Source organism: Methylomonas sp. Uni0009, from assembly GCF_054188105.3.
On record NZ_JBTAFN010000001.1, the window covers coordinates 285,915 to 303,193 of the forward strand.

Below are 17,279 nucleotides of genomic sequence, written 5' to 3' on the forward strand. Positions count from 1 at the left end.
CTTTAAACACCAGCGCCGCTCCAACAATTATCGAGGTCGCAGATGCCCATCAAAGCTATCCCCAAACAAGTAAAAGCATTTTGGCATCACCCGATCCAGGCACTATTCCAGCAGTTGCAAGCCGATGAACACGGTCTGACCCGGCAGGAATCCGTATCGCGGCTAAAACAGTATGGCGATAACCGTTTACAGAATCACAAACCGCCCAGCACTATCAGCTTATTTTTCGGGCAATTCAAAAGTTCGATTATTCTGATCCTGCTGTTTGCCACCGGCCTGTCCTTTTACCTACACGACAAACTCGATGCGCTGATCATCCTGAGCATTATTCTGATGAGCGCGCTGTTGGGCTTTTGGCAGGAAAAAGGCGCCGCCGACGCGGTCAGCAACTTACTGGCGATGGTGCAAATCCGGGTCGCCGTGTTGCGTGACGGCACTTTCCAAGAATTGCCCGCCGAACAAATCGTCCCCGGCGACATCGTGCAGTTGCGGGCTGGCGACGTGATTCCGGCCGATTGTCGGCTGCTAAGTTCCGACAACTTGTTCGTCGACGAAGCCATTCTCACCGGCGAAAGCTACCCCGCGGAAAAATACGTTACCGAATTACCGATCAACACCGGTCTCAGCCAACGCCAAAACTGCCTGTGGATGGGCTCGCACGTACAAAGCGGCAGCGCCACGGCCCTGGCGGTCGCGACCGGTTCCGGCAGCGAATTTGGCAAACTCTCCGAACGCATCAAACTGAAAGCGCCGGAAACCGAATTCGAGCACGGCGTGCGCCGCTTCGGCTATCTACTGATGGAAGTCACGTTGATCCTGGTCATCATGATCTTTGCAATCAACGTCTATCTGGACAAACCGATCATGGACTCGTTTCTGTTCGCGCTGGCCCTGGCGGTCGGCTTGACGCCGCAGCTGTTACCGGCGGTGATCAGCATCAATCTGGCGCACGGCGCCAAACGCATGGCCGAGCAAAAGGTCATCGTTAAACAACTGGCCGCCATTGAAAACTTCGGCAGCATGAACGTGTTGTGTTCCGACAAGACCGGCACGCTGACCGAGGGCACGGTGCAACTGAAAGACACACTGGATATTGGCGGCCAGACCAGTGATAAAGTGGCGCGCTACGCTTATCTTAATTCCATATTCGAAACCGGCTTCAACAATCCCATCGATCAGGCCATCCGCCAATTCAAAACTTATGCTGTCGCCGAAAACGGCAAACTCGACGAAATCCCTTACGACTTCCATCGCAAGCGGCTCAGCATGCTGGTACAAGATCAAGGCGAAACCTTGATGATCTGCAAAGGTGCGTTGAACAATATCCTGGAAATTTGCGACACGGTGGAAAACGCCAACGGCGAGCTGCAGGCAATCGACGGCGTTTACGATGCCATTCAGCAACGCTACCGGGAATATAGCGGCCAGGGTTTTAGGACCCTGGGCATCGCTTACAAACCAATGCCCGGTAAGACAAAATTTGCCAAGAACGACGAAACCGGCTTGCGCTTCCTGGGTTTTTTGACCTTCTTCGACCCGCCGAAAGCCGACTGCGTGGAAACGATAAGCCTGTTACGCGAACAGGGCGTGACTTTGAAAATCATCACCGGCGATAACCGTTTGGTGGCGGAAACCGTGGCAGTTCAGTTGGGCTTAAACTCCCCGGCCATTTTGACCGGTATCGATCTGGCCGGGATGAGTGAAACAGCCCTGATTCATCGGGTTGCGCAGGTCAATTTGTTCGCCGAAATCGAACCTAATCAGAAAGAGCGCATCATCGTTGCTTTAAAGAAAGCCGGCTTCGTGGTCGGTTACATGGGCGACGGCATTAACGATGTCTCGGCGCTGCATGCTGCGGATGTGGGGATTTCGGTGGACAGCGCCGCCGACGTCGCCAAGCAAACCGCGCAAATCGTGTTGCTGGAAAAAAATCTGCGGGTATTGCTGGCGGGGATACGCGAAGGCCGCACGACCTTTGCCAACACCCTTAAGTATGTGTTCATGGCCACCAGCGCCAACTTCGGCAATATGTTCAGCATGGCCGGCGCTTCGCTGTTTTTGCCCTTTCTGCCGCTACTCCCCAAGCAAATCTTGCTAACCAATCTGCTGACCGATTTTCCGGAAATGACCATCGCTTCCGACAACGTCGATCCGGAAATGCTCGGCAAACCGCACCGCTGGGATATAGGCTTTATCCGTAAATTCATGATTATTTTCGGCATTATCAGCTCGGTGTTCGATTACCTGACCTTCGGCGTGCTGTTATGGCTGCAAGTGCCGGTGGAGCAATTTCGCACCGGCTGGTTTTGCGAATCGGTGATTTCCGCTGCGCTGATCGTGTTCGTGGTGCGCAGCCAAAACAGCTTATTCAGCAATCGCCCGGGCAAGTATTTGATGATCACCACCGCCACCATCGTCGCACTGACATCGGCATTGCCTTATACGCCTTTGGCGCCGTTCATAGGCTTTCAACCGCTGCCGGCGGCGATTATCGGCTGGCTGAGTTTGATCGTATTGCTTTACATCCTGACTGCAGAATTGGCGAAACGGATTTTCTATCGCCACGTAAACCTATAGCCGCCATAGTCCTTAAAAAATATTCAATGAAACACGCTCTCAATAACGACCTTTCCCACCACATTTTGCCCAATTCGGCCACGATGGTAGGTGTTTGCATTATGGTCATCAGCATCGTCAAAAGTCAGCCTTCAGGCATGGTCGGTTACGTGATCGACAAGGCGTTGGCAATAGACAGTTTGCTATTCACCATCAGTGCGTTGCTATCGTTCTTATCGATTCGGCTGGAGCGCTCAACCATAGGTTTGGAACGCTGGGCGGAAGTGCTTTTTATCATTGGGCTGGTGTCGATGACTGTCATTGCCCTCATTTTTTCTTTCGAAATTGTATGATTGATTTTCGCTTTCCCTGCGAATGCGGCAGACTCGCTTCGAAGCGAAATTTAACTTAACCCTAATGTGGAATTAACATTCAATTCATCGCCAAATAGTAATTTAGACCGCTCTAATTAATCTAAAGGCATTTGGAATATGAAAACGATAAAAAGCTTGTCAATACAGCTATTGGCAATTCTCTCGGTCTTATCTGCAATCCCTAGGGTTCAGGCTGCAACGACTATTCAAATCGGCCCAAGCGGAAAAACCTTTGCCTCGTCTATGGTTCAGTGTGCGGTAAATCCAGCCACCGGCCTGCAAGCGGCAACCGTTCAAACCGGCCTCTTCAACCCAAGGTCAAAAGATAAGGCCACGATTACCCTCAATGGCGGAATTGTGACCAAAGTTACCGCGTCGCAACCCGATGTCGCTGTCTGGCTTGTTGATGGTAATAACTCTGTTGTGGTCACCCTGTCTAGTAGAACAGCTGATACCTACGCCTTCACCGTACAACCGGGCTTCTGCGATCTACCCGATACGTCAGCTAACACTTTCAGCGCTGACGGCGTTCTCGAATACGCTGCCAGTAGAAAATCTTATACCACCGTCACCCCAGGCTGTGCCTTAAACCCGGCTAGCGGTAATTCCCAGTACTTCGTCAACCTGTTCGATAATGGCAGCTACCTATTAAACGTATCTGTCAATGGCACGCCGTTAACCCAATTGAACGGAACCACCCGAAAATCAGTACCCGTGTTTTTGGGGGCGGGTTTGAACGTAATCTCGGCAGCCAATGGCACGGTTTCCACCGACTACTACATTAGAGACGGCGGCAACGGCACTTGCACCTTACCGTAAATCAGAATAAGCGCCATGCCCTTTAAATGTCCCGGCAGTAACAGCATGGCGTCACTATTAACCCGGTCCTATTTATCACCGATATTCCGTTCGGGCTGAGCTGGTCGAAGCCTGATTTGGCGCACCCTTCTATAAACTCAGGATAAAAGGTATTTAAGGGCCGGGTTAATAACATTGGACGGTGGCGCTTGCTATAGCGACGAGCGTTGCTTGATTCGTCGATATACCTAACAGCAAGTCATTTAAGGGTTTCCGTGCCAAGCTGGGTTTCATTATCATTCAATCCAGCTTATGTCCACAAACGCAGATTCAGCTTGTTATTCATTAAAGGTCATTTGGACGTTTAACCAACCGCCTTCTTCTGCGGGTCAATCCCAACGCTTCAAACCTGCAAATAGTGTCACTCATTACTGGTGTAACACATGCCTTCAAGACCCGCTAAACAGCCTTTTGATGTGCAGTCCGGTTACCGGCCAAGCGGTAAGCTACGCGCATACCCAGCAGCAAAGCCAGTACAAGCGCAAACATCATAGGTCTGCTTAGATCTTTTTTCACCAGCCAGCCGAAATGCACCACGCCGGCAATCGCGCACGGATAAGTTAAGCGATGTAATGCCCGCCAGCGTTTGCCGCCCAGGCGGCGGATAATGGCGTCATTTGAAGTCAATGCCAGCGGAATCAGCACCACAAATGCGCTAAAGCCGATAGTAATGTAAGGCCGTTTCAGGATGTCTTTAGCGATTGCCTGCCAATCGAAATATTGGTCCAAAACCAAATAGGTCGCAAAGTGCAACGACGCATAAAAAAACGCAAACAAACCCAACATGCGCCGCAAGCGCATCAGCCATAAGCAGCCCGACAGACGCCGCAGCGGGGTGACCGCCAAAGTGATCAGCAAAAAACTCAAAGCCCAAAACCCGGTAACGTGGGTCATTTTTTCAATGGGATTGGCGCCCAACTCATCCGCATAAGCGGCGACGGCCAATTTGGCGAACGGCAGCAAAGCCGTCAGAAATACGGCCGCTTTCACCCAAAGCAGCACACGGTTGTCGAGATTTTTGATCGTCATGGCTTAAAAATTCCGCTGCAAGTCCATGCCGGCGTACAGTGCCGCCACTTCGTCGGCGTAGCCGTTGAACATCAGGGTTTTGCGTTTCAGAAACTCGCCGATGCGCCGCTCCTTGGCTTGGCTCCAACGCGGATGATCGACCTCGGGATTAACGTTGGCGTAAAAGCCGTATTCACCCGGCCCGGCTTTCATCCAACTGGTCAGAGGTTGCTGCTCAACCAGCCGGATTTTGACGATGGATTTGGCACTTTTAAACCCGTATTTCCATGGCATGACGATGCGGACCGGCGCGCCGTTTTGCTTGGGCAACACTTCCCCGTACAAACCAAAGGTCAACAACGTCAAAGGATGCATGGCTTCGTCCATCCGCAAACCTTCGCGGTAGGGCCAATCCAGCACTGCGGCCTTTTGTCCCGGCATTTGGGCCGGATCGTGCAGGCTGACAAATTCGACAAACTTGGCATTGCCGGTCGGCTCCACCCGCTTGAGCAATTCCGCCAGCGAATAGCCGAGCCAAGGCACCACCATCGACCAGGCTTCCACGCAGCGCAGGCGATAAACCCGCTCTTCCAGCGCCGCCATTTTCAGTAACTCGTCAATATCAAACACCTTGGATTTTTTCACTTCGCCTTCTACCGTAATAGTCCAAGGCCGGGTTTGCAGGCTGCCGGCATTGATGGCCGGCTGATCTTTGCCGGTGCCGAACTCATAAAAGTTGTTGTATTCGGTAACAGCCTGCCGAGGTGTGAGTTCATCCGTCACGCTGTATTTAGATTTTCCAAGCCCGCCTAAATTATCCATCGCCCATAGTGTCTGCGGCCACACGGCCGCCAGCGCGGCACCGCCTGCCGTTTGTATAAATTTTCGCCGTACCTGGAACAGGGCTTGCGGCGTGATTTCCGAGGAAGGGATAGCGGGTGGTTTATAGGGTTTCATGTCGATGAGCCTCTGCTCTATTAATTACGGTAATTCGCCAGCGGACTTAAGCTGCGCGTACAGCCAAGCCGACGGCGGTTTTTGCTATTTGCTCTGGATCGGGTGACACCAGCGCTATCGAGTCCGGCGCCGACTGACCGTTCCAAATTTCAGTCAAGCGTTTTGCAGTGAGTGGACCGACAGGGCTGTCCGCATTTTCTTGACCACGCGCACTAACCCAAGCCTTGCATAATCCGGCCATGTCGGCCTTACAGACTGCATAGTAGGGTTGCGCGTTATCGCCTGGGCCGCCCAGGAAAGTGGATACGCAGATGATTTTGGTCGGTGCCAATGCTATAGCCGTTTGCCCGCCGCGTCCGGCAAACTCTTTCAGCGCCTGTCTGACGCATAAAAATTGCTCGACCAGATTTTGCCGCAAAATTTCCCGCCATTGCTCCGGATCTATACCACCAGTCGGCATAGCAAGCGCCAGATCGGCATTCGTCACTAATGTATTCAAGCCGCCCCAATAGACGGCGAGTACATCGAACATACTGTTAACTTGGCTTTCCCGGCTAAGATCGGCTTGAAATATCATGGCTTGTCCCTGCTTAGCCCGAATCCGCTGGGCAATGCGGTCCGCTGCCGCGCTTTCGTGCAGATAATTGATCAACACCTTGGCACCGGCAGCGGCATACGCCTCCGCCACCACCGCGCCGATACCACAATCGCCGCGAACCACCAACGCGGTTTGCCCCGATAGCGGCGCTCCGCCGTTCGGGACGTTCACGCATTCTCCCGTTTTAATGCCGACCTGACTGCGCCAACATTCACTGGGAACAAGTAGCGGCTTATCCAGACATCGAGCGACAGTCCGCCCGGCCCTTGCAAGCAACAAACCAACAACATGACGCCCCATTGTTTATGCTGCTCAATGCCGGCACTGCCCAAATCCGGGTAGGAAATCACCGCGACGATATTGAATAGAAACAGCACTATTGCCGCGGTGCGCCCGCAAAGACCCAGTGCCAGTAAGGCAGGACCGATAAGCTCGACTGCGGTGGCCAGCACCGCCGCCAGCCCGGCAGGCAATAGCGGCACGGCGTATTCGTTTTCGAAGAGATATAAGGTGCTGTCCCAGCTTTGGAGTTTCAGCAGTCCGGAAACCCAGAACGCATAAGCAACCCAGCAGCGCAGCAGCAAACTGCTCAACGGAGTCAAACTGCCCAGTAACAGGCCGTAGCGACGGCCCCAGCTTTGCGGCCGATAAAACGGCGCTAATAATTTGGCAATGATGTGTGTATGCATGTGTTAGGCATCCGCAAAATAAAAATCGGTTAACAGGCCTTTAAGCAAGCAGCGTTGCAACAGGGTGGGCACGTTCGCATCGGGGTGATCAGTAAGCACGGTCTCGACTGTTCCGCTTAGCGTCGTGCCAATAGCCAACAACCATAGAAATTGATATTCCGCTTGATCCAGACTATCGATTTCGACTTGCCGACCCGGACGGTACAGCAACAAGCAACAAGCCCCGTTACGCAAATCGATGTATTCCCGGCCGGCGTCATCGGCCTGGTTACTGGCCCAGATCCTGGCTATCGGATAGTCCGAGGCGATGAAGCGTGCGCTGGGATGCAGCCTGAAAACCAAGCGGCCGTAGGCAGCGGGATCGATCTGCGCCAACGCTGTAGCGGACAGTATCGGCGCATCGGCAGCGTGATAGGCTTCGTGCCACAGCCACTCCAGCTTGGCGACATCGGCTAAATAAGCCAAGCTTTGCGCGGCGGCAAACCCGCTTATCAGCTCGGAAAAATGCGCGCCAAATGTCAACAGGCAAGCCGATTGCGGCGGGTAGCTTTTGATGTAAGCAGCAGCCAGCCCGGCAAAAAAGCCCTCGCCGACCAGACGGTTCACGACCGGATAGCTGTTGCGCAAGGCCGCCGTTAAACCAAGCCGGGTATTGTTTCGATAAATGGCCAGCCGTTGCTCGGCACTCAGGCCCTTCGACTTAACGCCCGCCGGCAACTGTTGGGATTCTTGCAACACGAAGCGGGAAAAATCCCGTTGTAACTCACGCAGCCTGTGCATAAGCCTGCTCCATAAACCTGTCGGCTTTTGCGGCTTCCGCCACCAACACCGGCCAGGGCGGCAGATCGGCATCCCATTCGATCAAGGTCGGACGGCAACCGAAACGCTGTATGGCTGTTTGATAGAGTTGCCAGACCGCATCGCTGACCGGCGCGTTATGGGTGTCGATCAGAATGCTCTGCTCGCCGAATTGATTAACGGTATGCCCGGCCAAATGAATTTCCCCGACCTTGTCCGCTGCTATGGCACTTAAATAATCTGCCGCCTGCCAACCGTGATTTACGCAAGACACGTAAAGGTTGTTCACGTCCAACAAAATCCCGCAGCCGCAACGCCGGGCTAGTTCGTTGAGAAATTCGCTTTCCGTATAGCTGGAAAAGCCGTATTCCAAATAACTGGAAGGATTCTCGATCAACAGCGGTCTGCCTAAATAATCTTGTGCCTGCGAGATGCGCGCAACTAAATGGGCCAACGTCTCATCGGTATAGGGTAAAGGCAGCAGATCGTTCAAGTACCTGCCGCCAAAGGCACTCCAGCTTAAATGCTCGGACACCAGCCCCGGTTCGATCCGCTGAATCAGATCGCGCAGTTGCCGTAAGTGTTGCCGATTCAACGGGTCAACAGAACCCAGCGACATACCAACCCCATGCAAGCTGATCGGATAATCGACTCGGATGGCTTCCAAGTCGCGTAACGGAATACCGCCGTTGCCGAAGTAGTTTTCGCTATGGACTTCCAACCACGCAGGCCGAATGGGTTGGTTTAGGGCATCCCGGTGATGCTGGGAGCGAAGGCCGATTCCGGCTTGCGCCGGAATCGCCGAGCTCACTGATACCTGTTTAGCGAGTGGCTTCGTGAGAGTCATGTGGTACTCGATTTAATGGTGAAAGGGTGTCGTCTAAACAGCGCAGAACCTTGTGAGTGGGATGCCGGCAATCGCTGCCGGCATGACTGCGCTCTTTAACGGTTCGCGCGGCCTAGTAACCGGCGCCTGTGCCGTTATTTCATGTCCGCGGGCGCTTCCATACTGCCGCCGACGATGCGCTCGCAAGTGCCGGCAGGCACGGCGATAAAGGCATCTTTTTGATTATCGGCGGTGGAATGTCCGGCACAGGCATTAGACAGCGTTTTGCAGTCGTTTTTGCCGGCTTTGGCTACGCCGTAACATTTCTCCATATCTTTTTTGTCGGCGGCAAAGGCTAGCGATGGCAAGCCTGACACCCCTAATAAAATCAAAGAAGCCATGGCGGTCGATACAACAGTGTTTACGTTTTTCATCAGTCTTTTCCTAGTCGTTAAATGATTTAGTGGAGTCCACCGATTTCCCGGCAGACGCTTAACTAATGGCAAGCGGCATGCCAAAACGCTTTAAAATAAAACATGCAAATAAAAACAAACACTTATAAATTACCAAGCAAATTCAAGCCGTATCCCAATCGCCGAAAATCCACCAATAGTTGTGGCTGCCGCGAATAGTTGCGGCTTGGTGTTGTGGCGGCCGCTGGTTAGAATGCTATTCAATGCAAGCAACCGGACCATTTCACTCATGCAAACTGTCGACTCGTCGGAACTGGCCATACTGCGGGCGCTGGTGGAAGGCACCGTGCAAACCACCGGCAAGGATTTTTTAAGATCGCTGGTGCGTAGTCTGTGCACGGCCATTGGAGTAGCGAACGGCTTTATCGCCGAATTCACCAGCGACAAAACCCGGATACGATCCTTGGCCTTCTGGGAGCACGGTCAATTTATAGACAATCAGGAATGGGAACTGGCCGGCACCCCCTGCGTCGATGTGCTGGCCGGCAAGTTGTGCCATTACCCGTCGGACTTGGCGAAAATCTTCCCCAAGGAAGAAGGCATAGAAAGTTATCTCGGCGTGCCCTTGCAAGACGCCGACGGCCAGATCCTCGGCCACCTGGCGATATTCGACGAACGGGCAATGCCCGAAGAACCCCGCTTGCTCTACACCTTCAAGATTTTCGCGGCCAGGGCGGCGGCGGAGCTGAACCGGATTCGGGTAGAAGAACTGCGGCAACAGAGCGAACAGCGCTATAAGGATTTGTTCGACGAAGCGCCGATTGCTTATGTGCACGAGGACACCGATACCCGCTTCCAGGCCGCCAACCAGGCCGCCATGCGCATCCTGGGCATCACGCCGGAACAAGTGCCGGGTCTAATTGGTAGTTCCTTCGTACCCGACACGCCCGAAGCGCAACAACGCTTGCAGTTGGCGCTCAAGTCCATCGAAGACGGCACGAATAACGATGGTGTCGTGCTGGAATTGCGCCGCAGGGATAACGATCAGCCGATTTGGATACAGTGGTGGTCCAAACTCGACCCCAGCCGGCAATACATGCGCACCATGTTTATCGACATTACCGAACAGGTGTTGATGGAACGGGAACAGGCCAGGCTGCAAGCGCAAAACCTGTATTTACAGGAAGAAATTAAATCGACGCATAATTTCGACGACATCATCGGCCGCAGTCCGGCGCTGCAATCCTTACTAAACCAAGTCCAGCGCGTCGCGCAGACCGACGCCTCGGTATTGATCCAAGGCGAATCGGGCACCGGTAAAGAACTGATCGCCCGCGCCATTCACGCCGCCAGTCCCCGGAAAAACCGGCCGTTGATTAAAGTCAATTGCGCGGCATTGCCGTCCAGTTTGATTGAAAGCGAATTATTCGGTCACGAAAAAGGCGCATTCACCGGCGCTATCAACAAACGCATCGGCCGCTTTGAATTGGCCGAGGGCGGCACGCTATTCCTCGATGAAGTGGGCGAAATTCCGCTGGATGTGCAGGTCAAATTGTTGCGGGTGATTCAGGAACGCGAATTCGAGCGGGTGGGCGGGCAAGTACCCATCAAGATGGATGTGCGGGTGATTACCGCGACGAACCGGGATCTGCTGACGGAAGTAGCTGAAAAGAATTTCCGCGAAGACCTGTTTTACCGTCTGAATGTGTTTCCGCTGACCACGCCGCCGCTGCGAGAACGGCTGGAAGATATTCCGCTGTTGGTGAACTTTTTGATCGCTAAATTCGCGCCGAAAATCGGTAAAAAAATAACCGGGGTCAGTGGTCAATCTATGCAGCGTTTGCAGCGCTATCGTTGGCCGGGCAATATCCGCGAGCTGGAAAATATCATCGAACGGGCCGTGATTCTGACCGATACGCCGATATTGGACATCGGCCCGGAACAGTTGCCCGCGACGGCCGACGCCGGCCTAAAACTCGTGGCAGCAGGCGGCGACACCAGCCTGGATAGCGTAACCAAAGAGCATATCCTCAGCGTCCTGGGACAAACCCGCTGGGTCATTGAAGGCCCCAATGGTGCCGCGCAACGCCTCAATTTAAAACCGAGTACCCTGCGTTACCGCATGCAAAAATTGGGGATCGCCAAAACCAATCGCTAGCGATGGCCGTTTCGAGAATACGCTATCCCTCAGGCCTTTCGGGCTGAGCGGCGGCGTCGCCCCCCAATCAGCAGGAATGCTGAATAAGACTGATAAAAAACTTGCCCCAGGGTATCTCCGACATTTCACTATCCCCTGCTTGCCGGCAATCCGCAGCTTCAACTAGCGTGCCTCAGGACCGCGCAGGCATATCAGGCTTAGAATTTTTTCGGCCACGCGCCGACATTAATTGGTTTATATAAACCATTTCTAGTCAATAGAACCGCTAACATCCTAATTCCCGCCGACAAATAAGGTTGAAATAAGCCGAATTTCCTGGACTGCCGATCTCAAATTGGCTTTGGCAGACTACTTGCTTTGAGTGCTTACCAAGCAGACCAATTGCTCAACTCCGGGATAGACCATGCAAACTAAACGTATCATCTACAGTGCGGCACTCGGCTTGCTGGGTGCTATGCTGACTTTCCAGGTCCACGCCCAAAACGTCCCCATATCCCTGGACGAGGCGCTGACGCTGTTTTATCAGCGCAACCTGGATTTGATCGCCGCGCAATACAACATCGACCAATCCCGCGCCGATGCGGTGATTGCCGCGGCGATGCCCAATCCGACCCTGGGCGTGCAGATTTCCGAAATCAGCAACCGGCCCAATATGGGCTCCAATGCCAGCGGCTGCAATCACGATGTCAACGTGTCCTGCGGCCCTGCCGAATATTTTTCCTTCAGCCAACTAATTGAAGTAGCTGGCAAACGCGGCCTGCGCATCCAAAGCAGCGGCTTCGCCACTCAGGCGGCGGAAAGCGACTTCCGCGATGCGGTGCGCATCTTTTCCAACATGGTCGAAGACGCCTATTACGACCTGCTGCTGGCGCAAAAGAACCGCTGGTTGGCGCAGGAAATAGTCGATCATTACCAAACCATTGCCAAAGCCAACCAGCTCAGAATGAACAGCGGCGATATAGCCGAATCCGATTTTCTAAGGGTAAAAATGGAAGCGATGCGCGCGCAATCCGATCTGGATACTGCGCAAACCGCCGTAGAACAGGCGCAAGCCGGTTTGGCGGTGATCTTGCGCTGGCCGAACGACAGCCTGCATTTCGAAGCCAAGGAGCAATGGCCGGACATCAAGGACATCGGCCAAAACCTGTCCAAAGACGAGTTGATGAACAAAGCCCTACAACAACGCCCGGATTTACTGGCCGACAAACAACGGGCCGCCCAGGCCGAAAGAGAACTGGAATTGGCCAGGCGCCTGAAATACCCGGATGTCACCGTCAATGCCGGCTATGCGCGCGACCCCAGCAATAACGCACTCAATTCGTTTTTTGTCGGCGTCAGTGTGCCGGTCCCGGTATTCGATCAATATCAAGGCCAATCGGACAAGGCGGCGGTCGCATTAAACCAAAACCAACTGGCGGTCGAGCAAACCGAACTGAGCATTCGCAACGATGTCGCCAATGCTCTAGCCACCTGGAACAGCGCGGACAAAATCGTGCAGCGTTTTCAAAGCGGCTTACTCGACGATGCGCTGGCGGTGCGCAACAGCGCCGAGCTAGCCTATAGCAAGGGCGCTACCGGCGTACTGGATTTTATCGAAGCGCAACGCAGCTATAAAAATGTGATGCGCGATTACAGCCAGGCCATGATCAACCGGGCCAATGCTTATTACGATCTGGCCAAAGCCTTGGGCGAAGAAATTGCTAACGACAATGCCGCCAACAACAAGGCGCAGGCACCTACTCAATTACCATAGCAGGCTTGAACGAATAACGGATATGAATACTTCCATGCCAACTTTCACCCGAATCTCGTTGTGCTGCCACTTTGTACTGGCCGCTGCGCTACTGGCGGCTTGTTCCGACTCCGCCGAAAACAAACCCAAGGCACCGAAACCTCCCACCCCGGCCGGCGAAGTGGTGCTGGCACCCGACTCGCCGAAAAAGGCCTACGTCAAAACCGCGCATTTGACTTTGGCGCAACATCCTTTGCTGGAACCATTGGCCGGCAAAATCGTGTATGACGAAAGCCTGACCTCGCGCATCAGTTCGCCGGTCGCCGGCCGGGTTGTCGCCACGCCGATTGCCCTGGGCACGCCGGTGCAGACTGGTTCGACCTTATTGGAACTCGACAGTCCGGATGTCGCGGATGCCGAAGCCGATTTCGCCAAGGCACAAGCAGCAGCCACTCTCGCCAGCCACGCTTTCAATCGGCAACAGGAACTGTACGCCGGCAAAGCCATTTCTCGCAAGGAACTGGAACAGGCTCAGAGCGATTTGAGCAGCGCCCGCAGCGACCTGCAACGCGCTACCGACCGCTTGAAAAATCTGCACTTATCCGCTCGCCAAGCCGACGGCCGCTTCGCGCTGCGGGCGACACTGCCAGGCATCGTCGTGGAACGCAACGTCAATCCGGGCATGGAAGTACGCCCGGATTTGGATACGCCTTTGTTTGTGGTTTCCGATCTCAAACATTTGACCGTGCTGCTGGAGGTGTTTGAAGTCAACATCGGCAAAATCAAACTGGGGCAGCAAGTCGCGGTGTCGGTACCAGCCTACCCCGGCGAGACCTTTACGGCGACGGTGCAGTACATCGGTCAAGTGCTGGACGAAACCACCCGCACCGTGCAAGTCAGATGCAAATTAGACAATCCGGATGGCCGCCTGCTACCGGGTATGTATGCCACCATCAACGTGGAAAGCGCTGTGGACGACAAAGCATTCGTGATTCCATTGACAGCCGTCTTTACCGAAGGCGACGCCGATTATGTATTCACGGCTTTAGACGACAACCGCTACCGGCAGCGCCGGGTCGAGATCGGCTTGCGTTTGAAAGACAAAGCGGTCATCACGCAAGGACTGGACGCCAATGAACTGTTGGTAACCGAAGGAGCGCTGATGCTGCGCGCCGAAGAAGAAGTCGAAACCGAAAGTACTCACCAGCCCTAGCGCCATAACCGGGACAATCACATGATCGAGCGCCTTATCGCGTTTTGTTTGCAACAACGGCTGATGGTGATCGGCGCCACGCTGGCGATTGCCGTCTCCGGCATCATCGCCTTCGAAAATCTGCCGGTACAAGCCTTTCCGGACGTGCAAAACGTCTTTGTGCAGGTCGTCACCCAGTTTCCCGGCCAGGCCCCAGAAGAAGTGGAAAAGCAGATCTCCCTGCCTATCGAACGGGAGATGAATGGCTTACCGCATCTGCTGAATATGCGGTCGGTATCCATCTTCGGTCTGTCGGTGGTAACGCTGACTTTCGATGACACCGCTGAAGATTATTTCTCGCGCCAGCAAGTGCTGGAACGGCTGCAATATGCCGACATTCCCGACGAAGCCAAACCGCAACTGGGTCCGCTATCCACCGGTGTCGGTGAGATTTTGCGTTACGTGATCGATGCCAGAAATCTGCCACTGATTGAGCAACGGGCCTTGCAGGATTGGATCATCGAGCCGCGCTTGCGCTCGGTGCAAGGCGTCGCCGACGTGGTCGGATTCGGCGGCGGCGTGAAGGAATATAAAGTCGCCGCCAAGCCGGACCGCTTAAAAAATTACCGCGTCGACCTCAATCAAGTATTCCAGGCAATTGCCGCGAACAATACCAATACCGGCGGCGGCTATATCGAGCACGGCGACGAAGCCTTGGTGGTGCGCGGCACCGGCTTGCTGAAATCCGCGGAGGAAATAGGCGAAATCGTCGTCACTACCAACGACGGCGTGCCGGTGCGTATCAAGGACGTGGCCGAGATCAGCGTCGGACCGCAGCCGCGTAACGGTATGGTGGGCATGAACCAGCGCGACGATGTGGTGGAAGGCATTGTGTTGTTGATCAAAGGCCGCGACGCGGTCAACGTGCTGGATGGGGTGAAACAGAAAATCCAGGAACTCAACGAATTTGGTTTACCGCCGGGGGTAAAAATCACGCCGTTCTACGACAGGACCGAACTGGTGGGACATACCATCCATACCGTCGAACACAATATGATAGAAGGCGCGGTGTTGATCCTGATTATCCTACTGGTATTTTTGCGGCGCTTCGTCGCGGCGCTGCTGGTGACGCTGATTATCCCGCTCTCCTTGCTGTTCGCGTTCATTTTGGTCGATCTCGGCGGCATCTCCGCCAATCTAATTTCCTTGGGCGCCATCGACTTCGGCATCATCGTTGACGGCGCGGTGGTATTGGTGGAAGCAGTGATGGTGCAAGTCACCCTGGATTTGCAACGCAACGCCGATATTCGCCATCTGCGGCAATCGCTACTCACCACCGCCACTGAAATGGGCCGGCCCATCCTGTTTTCCAAAGCCATTATCATCATCGCCTTCTTGCCGATTTTTACCTTCCAGCGCGTGGAAGCCAAAATTTTTTCGCCGATGGCCTACACCCTGAGCTTTGCACTGGTGGCATCCATGCTGTTCAGCCTAACCTTCATGCCGGCCATGCTCACCTATTTACTGGGCCCTAAGTTGGCAGAACAACACAATCCGCTGGTGCATGCGATGGAACATCGTTACCGTCAAGTGCTGGAGTGGGTGTTACGGCATGCCCGGGCGGTATTTATTAGCGCGATCACCGCGCTGGTGCTGAGCTTCATGTCCGTAAAACTAATCGGCACCGAGTTTATGCCCAAACTCGACGAGGGCAATATCTGGCTGACCATTACACTGCCGACCCCGGTGTCGCTCACCACCGCCAAACAACTGGAACGGCAGGTCCGCGAGACACTGGAAACGTTTTCGGAAGCCAAAACCATCATCACCCAATTGGGCCGGCCGGAAGACGGCACCGACCCCAAAGGCTTTAACAACCTGGAAGTGCTGATCGACTTAAAACCCAAGGATACCTGGCGTTACAAACGTAAAGACGATCTGGTGCAAGCCATGGACAAGGCGCTGGCGATTTTTCCGGGCATACTTACAAACTTTTCCCAGGTGATTCAGGACAACGTCGAAGAAGCCATTTCCGGCGTGAAGGGCGAAATCGCCATCAAAATTTTCGGTAGCGATTTGCAAACCTTGCAGGACAGAGCCGATCAAGTCACGCATATCCTGGCCGGCATTCAAGGCGCCACCGATGTCGCGGCCGAGCAGCAGGCCGGCCTGGCGCAAGTGATCGTGGACATCGACCGCTCTAAGGTATCGCGTTACGGCATCAATGTCGCCGATGTGGAGCGGGTGATGGAAATCGGCATGGGTGGCAAGGCGGCTTCGCAGTTTCTGGAAGGCGAACGCCGGTTCGACATCACCTTGCGTTACGAGGACAGCGCCCGCAATTCGGTGGCCAATCTGGAAAGTTTGACCGTGCAAACCCCAACCGGCCAACGCATTCCGCTCTCCGAGCTGGCCACCATCAAAATCAACCAAGGTGCGTCCCGTATCAGCCGCGAAGACAATATGCGGCGAATTGCCATCAAATGTAACCTAATCGACCGCGATCAAGGCAGCTTCGTGGCCGAGGCACAGGAAAAAGTCGCGGCGCAAGTCGATTTGCCGCCCGGCTATCACATCGTCTGGAGCGGCCAGTTTGAAAACCAACAACGGGCTATGAAGCGTTTGGCCATCATCGTACCTATCAGTTTGGGACTCATTTTCGTGTTGCTGTTCTGGGCATTCATGTCGGTTAAAAATGCCTTGCTGATCGTGATGAACGTGCCGTTTGCGATGATAGGTGGCTTACTGATTTTATTAGCAACCGGCATTAACTTGAGCGTATCGGCCGCTGTCGGCTTTATTGCCTTGTTTGGGATTGCGGTGCAGAACGGCGTGATTTTGGTCTCGCAATTGAACAAATTGCGCCGGGACGGCCAGAAATTGCATGATGCCATCGTCAACGGCTCCGTGAGCCGCTTACGGCCGGTGGTGATGACGGCCTTGATGGCGATGCTGGGTTTATTTCCGGCTGCACTGTCCACCAGCGTCGGTTCGGAAACCGCCAAACCGTTTGCTATTGTCATCATCGGCGGCTTGATCACCGCCACGATTTTGACCTTAACCTTGCTACCCGCGTTGTATCGTTATTTTGCCGAGCCTGACGAGCTTTAGGGGACTACT

General features: G+C 54.2%; 14 protein-coding genes. 7 read left to right on the top strand and 7 right to left on the bottom strand.

Going from position 1 to position 17,279, the window contains the following annotated elements:
- Positions 1 to 42: 42 nt before the first annotated feature.
- From mgtA to ACWAU0_RS01360, 3 genes are all read left to right on the top strand, one after another.
- Positions 43 to 2,577 (top strand): magnesium-translocating P-type ATPase, encoded by a 2,535-nt coding sequence (gene mgtA, locus ACWAU0_RS01350; protein WP_458138082.1) that lies wholly within the window; start codon positions 43 to 45, stop codon positions 2,575 to 2,577.
- Positions 2,578 to 2,603: 26 nt separating this feature from the next.
- Complete coding sequence (locus tag ACWAU0_RS01355) at positions 2,604 to 2,909, top strand: hypothetical protein (RefSeq protein WP_033157960.1); 306 nt, start codon at positions 2,604 to 2,606, stop codon at positions 2,907 to 2,909.
- A gap of 138 nt (positions 2,910 to 3,047) precedes the next feature.
- Positions 3,048 to 3,749 (top strand): hypothetical protein, encoded by a 702-nt coding sequence (locus tag ACWAU0_RS01360; RefSeq protein ID WP_225893041.1) that lies wholly within the window; start codon positions 3,048 to 3,050, stop codon positions 3,747 to 3,749.
- Between the two features lie 438 nt (positions 3,750 to 4,187).
- On the opposite strand, the gene msrQ is transcribed toward ACWAU0_RS01360, so the two are convergent.
- The 7 genes from msrQ to ACWAU0_RS01395 all read right to left on the bottom strand — a co-directional run bounded on the left by msrQ (position 4,188) and on the right by ACWAU0_RS01395 (position 9,098).
- A complete protein-coding gene (msrQ, locus tag ACWAU0_RS01365; protein ID WP_458138083.1) occupies positions 4,188 to 4,817 on the bottom strand; it encodes a protein-methionine-sulfoxide reductase heme-binding subunit MsrQ in 630 nt (209 codons plus the stop codon).
- A gap of 3 nt (positions 4,818 to 4,820) precedes the next feature.
- Complete coding sequence (gene msrP / locus ACWAU0_RS01370; RefSeq protein WP_458138084.1) at positions 4,821 to 5,753, bottom strand: protein-methionine-sulfoxide reductase catalytic subunit MsrP; 933 nt, start codon at positions 5,751 to 5,753, stop codon at positions 4,821 to 4,823.
- 46 nt (positions 5,754 to 5,799) lie between these two features.
- The gene (locus ACWAU0_RS01375) at positions 5,800 to 6,522 is read right to left on the bottom strand and encodes an SDR family NAD(P)-dependent oxidoreductase (RefSeq protein ID WP_458138085.1); all 723 of its coding nucleotides are present in this window, start codon (positions 6,520 to 6,522) and stop codon (positions 5,800 to 5,802) included.
- Positions 6,519 to 7,040, bottom strand: a complete 522-nt coding sequence (locus ACWAU0_RS01380; protein ID WP_084153367.1) for a DoxX family protein — start codon at positions 7,038 to 7,040, stop codon at positions 6,519 to 6,521. Before ACWAU0_RS01380 ends, ACWAU0_RS01375 begins: the two co-directional genes overlap by 4 nt.
- Before the next feature lie 3 nt (positions 7,041 to 7,043).
- Positions 7,044 to 7,820, bottom strand: a complete 777-nt coding sequence (locus tag ACWAU0_RS01385) for an HvfC/BufC N-terminal domain-containing protein (RefSeq protein WP_458138086.1) — start codon at positions 7,818 to 7,820, stop codon at positions 7,044 to 7,046.
- Positions 7,804 to 8,685, bottom strand: coding sequence for an MNIO family bufferin maturase (bufB, locus tag ACWAU0_RS01390; protein WP_051670217.1), 882 nt, complete (start codon positions 8,683 to 8,685; stop codon positions 7,804 to 7,806). The genes ACWAU0_RS01385 and bufB overlap by 17 nt, the downstream gene beginning before the upstream one ends.
- Before the next feature lie 134 nt (positions 8,686 to 8,819).
- Positions 8,820 to 9,098, bottom strand: a complete 279-nt coding sequence (locus ACWAU0_RS01395; RefSeq protein ID WP_033157967.1) for a BufA1 family periplasmic bufferin-type metallophore — start codon at positions 9,096 to 9,098, stop codon at positions 8,820 to 8,822.
- 268 nt (positions 9,099 to 9,366) lie between these two features.
- Here ACWAU0_RS01395 and ACWAU0_RS01400 point away from each other — a divergent pair, with 268 nt between their 5' ends.
- The 4 genes from ACWAU0_RS01400 (at position 9,367) to ACWAU0_RS01415 (ending at position 17,270) form a co-directional block, all read left to right on the top strand.
- On the top strand, positions 9,367 to 11,235 hold the full coding sequence (locus tag ACWAU0_RS01400; RefSeq protein WP_033158010.1) for a sigma-54-dependent Fis family transcriptional regulator: 1,869 nt from the start codon (positions 9,367 to 9,369) through the stop codon (positions 11,233 to 11,235).
- 403 nt (positions 11,236 to 11,638) lie between these two features.
- Positions 11,639 to 12,988: a TolC family protein gene (locus ACWAU0_RS01405; RefSeq protein ID WP_033157968.1), complete on the top strand. Its 1,350-nt coding sequence runs from the start codon at positions 11,639 to 11,641 to the stop codon at positions 12,986 to 12,988.
- Positions 12,989 to 13,010: 22 nt separating this feature from the next.
- Positions 13,011 to 14,180 (top strand): efflux RND transporter periplasmic adaptor subunit, encoded by a 1,170-nt coding sequence (locus ACWAU0_RS01410; protein ID WP_458138087.1) that lies wholly within the window; start codon positions 13,011 to 13,013, stop codon positions 14,178 to 14,180.
- Positions 14,181 to 14,201: 21 nt separating this feature from the next.
- On the top strand, positions 14,202 to 17,270 hold the full coding sequence (locus ACWAU0_RS01415; protein WP_458138088.1) for an efflux RND transporter permease subunit: 3,069 nt from the start codon (positions 14,202 to 14,204) through the stop codon (positions 17,268 to 17,270).
- Positions 17,271 to 17,279: the final 9 nt, after the last annotated feature.

Bases quoted from the DNA above. Each gene is read 5' to 3' on its own strand.
- bufB (WP_051670217.1), bottom strand. From the start codon at position 8,685: ATGACTCTCACGAAGCCACTCGCTAAACAGGTATCAGTGAGCTCGGCG.
- msrQ (WP_458138083.1), bottom strand. From the start codon at position 4,817: ATGACGATCAAAAATCTCGACAACCGTGTGCTGCTTTGGGTGAAAGCG.
- ACWAU0_RS01360 (WP_225893041.1), top strand. From the start codon at position 3,048: ATGAAAACGATAAAAAGCTTGTCAATACAGCTATTGGCAATTCTCTCG.
- ACWAU0_RS01405 (WP_033157968.1), top strand. From the start codon at position 11,639: ATGCAAACTAAACGTATCATCTACAGTGCGGCACTCGGCTTGCTGGGT.
- ACWAU0_RS01410 (WP_458138087.1), top strand. From the start codon at position 13,011: ATGAATACTTCCATGCCAACTTTCACCCGAATCTCGTTGTGCTGCCAC.
- mgtA (WP_458138082.1), top strand. From the start codon at position 43: ATGCCCATCAAAGCTATCCCCAAACAAGTAAAAGCATTTTGGCATCAC.
- ACWAU0_RS01385 (WP_458138086.1), bottom strand. From the start codon at position 7,820: ATGCACAGGCTGCGTGAGTTACAACGGGATTTTTCCCGCTTCGTGTTG.
- ACWAU0_RS01395 (WP_033157967.1), bottom strand. From the start codon at position 9,098: ATGAAAAACGTAAACACTGTTGTATCGACCGCCATGGCTTCTTTGATT.
- ACWAU0_RS01415 (WP_458138088.1), top strand. From the start codon at position 14,202: ATGATCGAGCGCCTTATCGCGTTTTGTTTGCAACAACGGCTGATGGTG.
- ACWAU0_RS01380 (WP_084153367.1), bottom strand. From the start codon at position 7,040: ATGCATACACACATCATTGCCAAATTATTAGCGCCGTTTTATCGGCCG.
- ACWAU0_RS01400 (WP_033158010.1), top strand. From the start codon at position 9,367: ATGCAAACTGTCGACTCGTCGGAACTGGCCATACTGCGGGCGCTGGTG.
- msrP (WP_458138084.1), bottom strand. From the start codon at position 5,753: ATGAAACCCTATAAACCACCCGCTATCCCTTCCTCGGAAATCACGCCG.
- ACWAU0_RS01355 (WP_033157960.1), top strand. From the start codon at position 2,604: ATGAAACACGCTCTCAATAACGACCTTTCCCACCACATTTTGCCCAAT.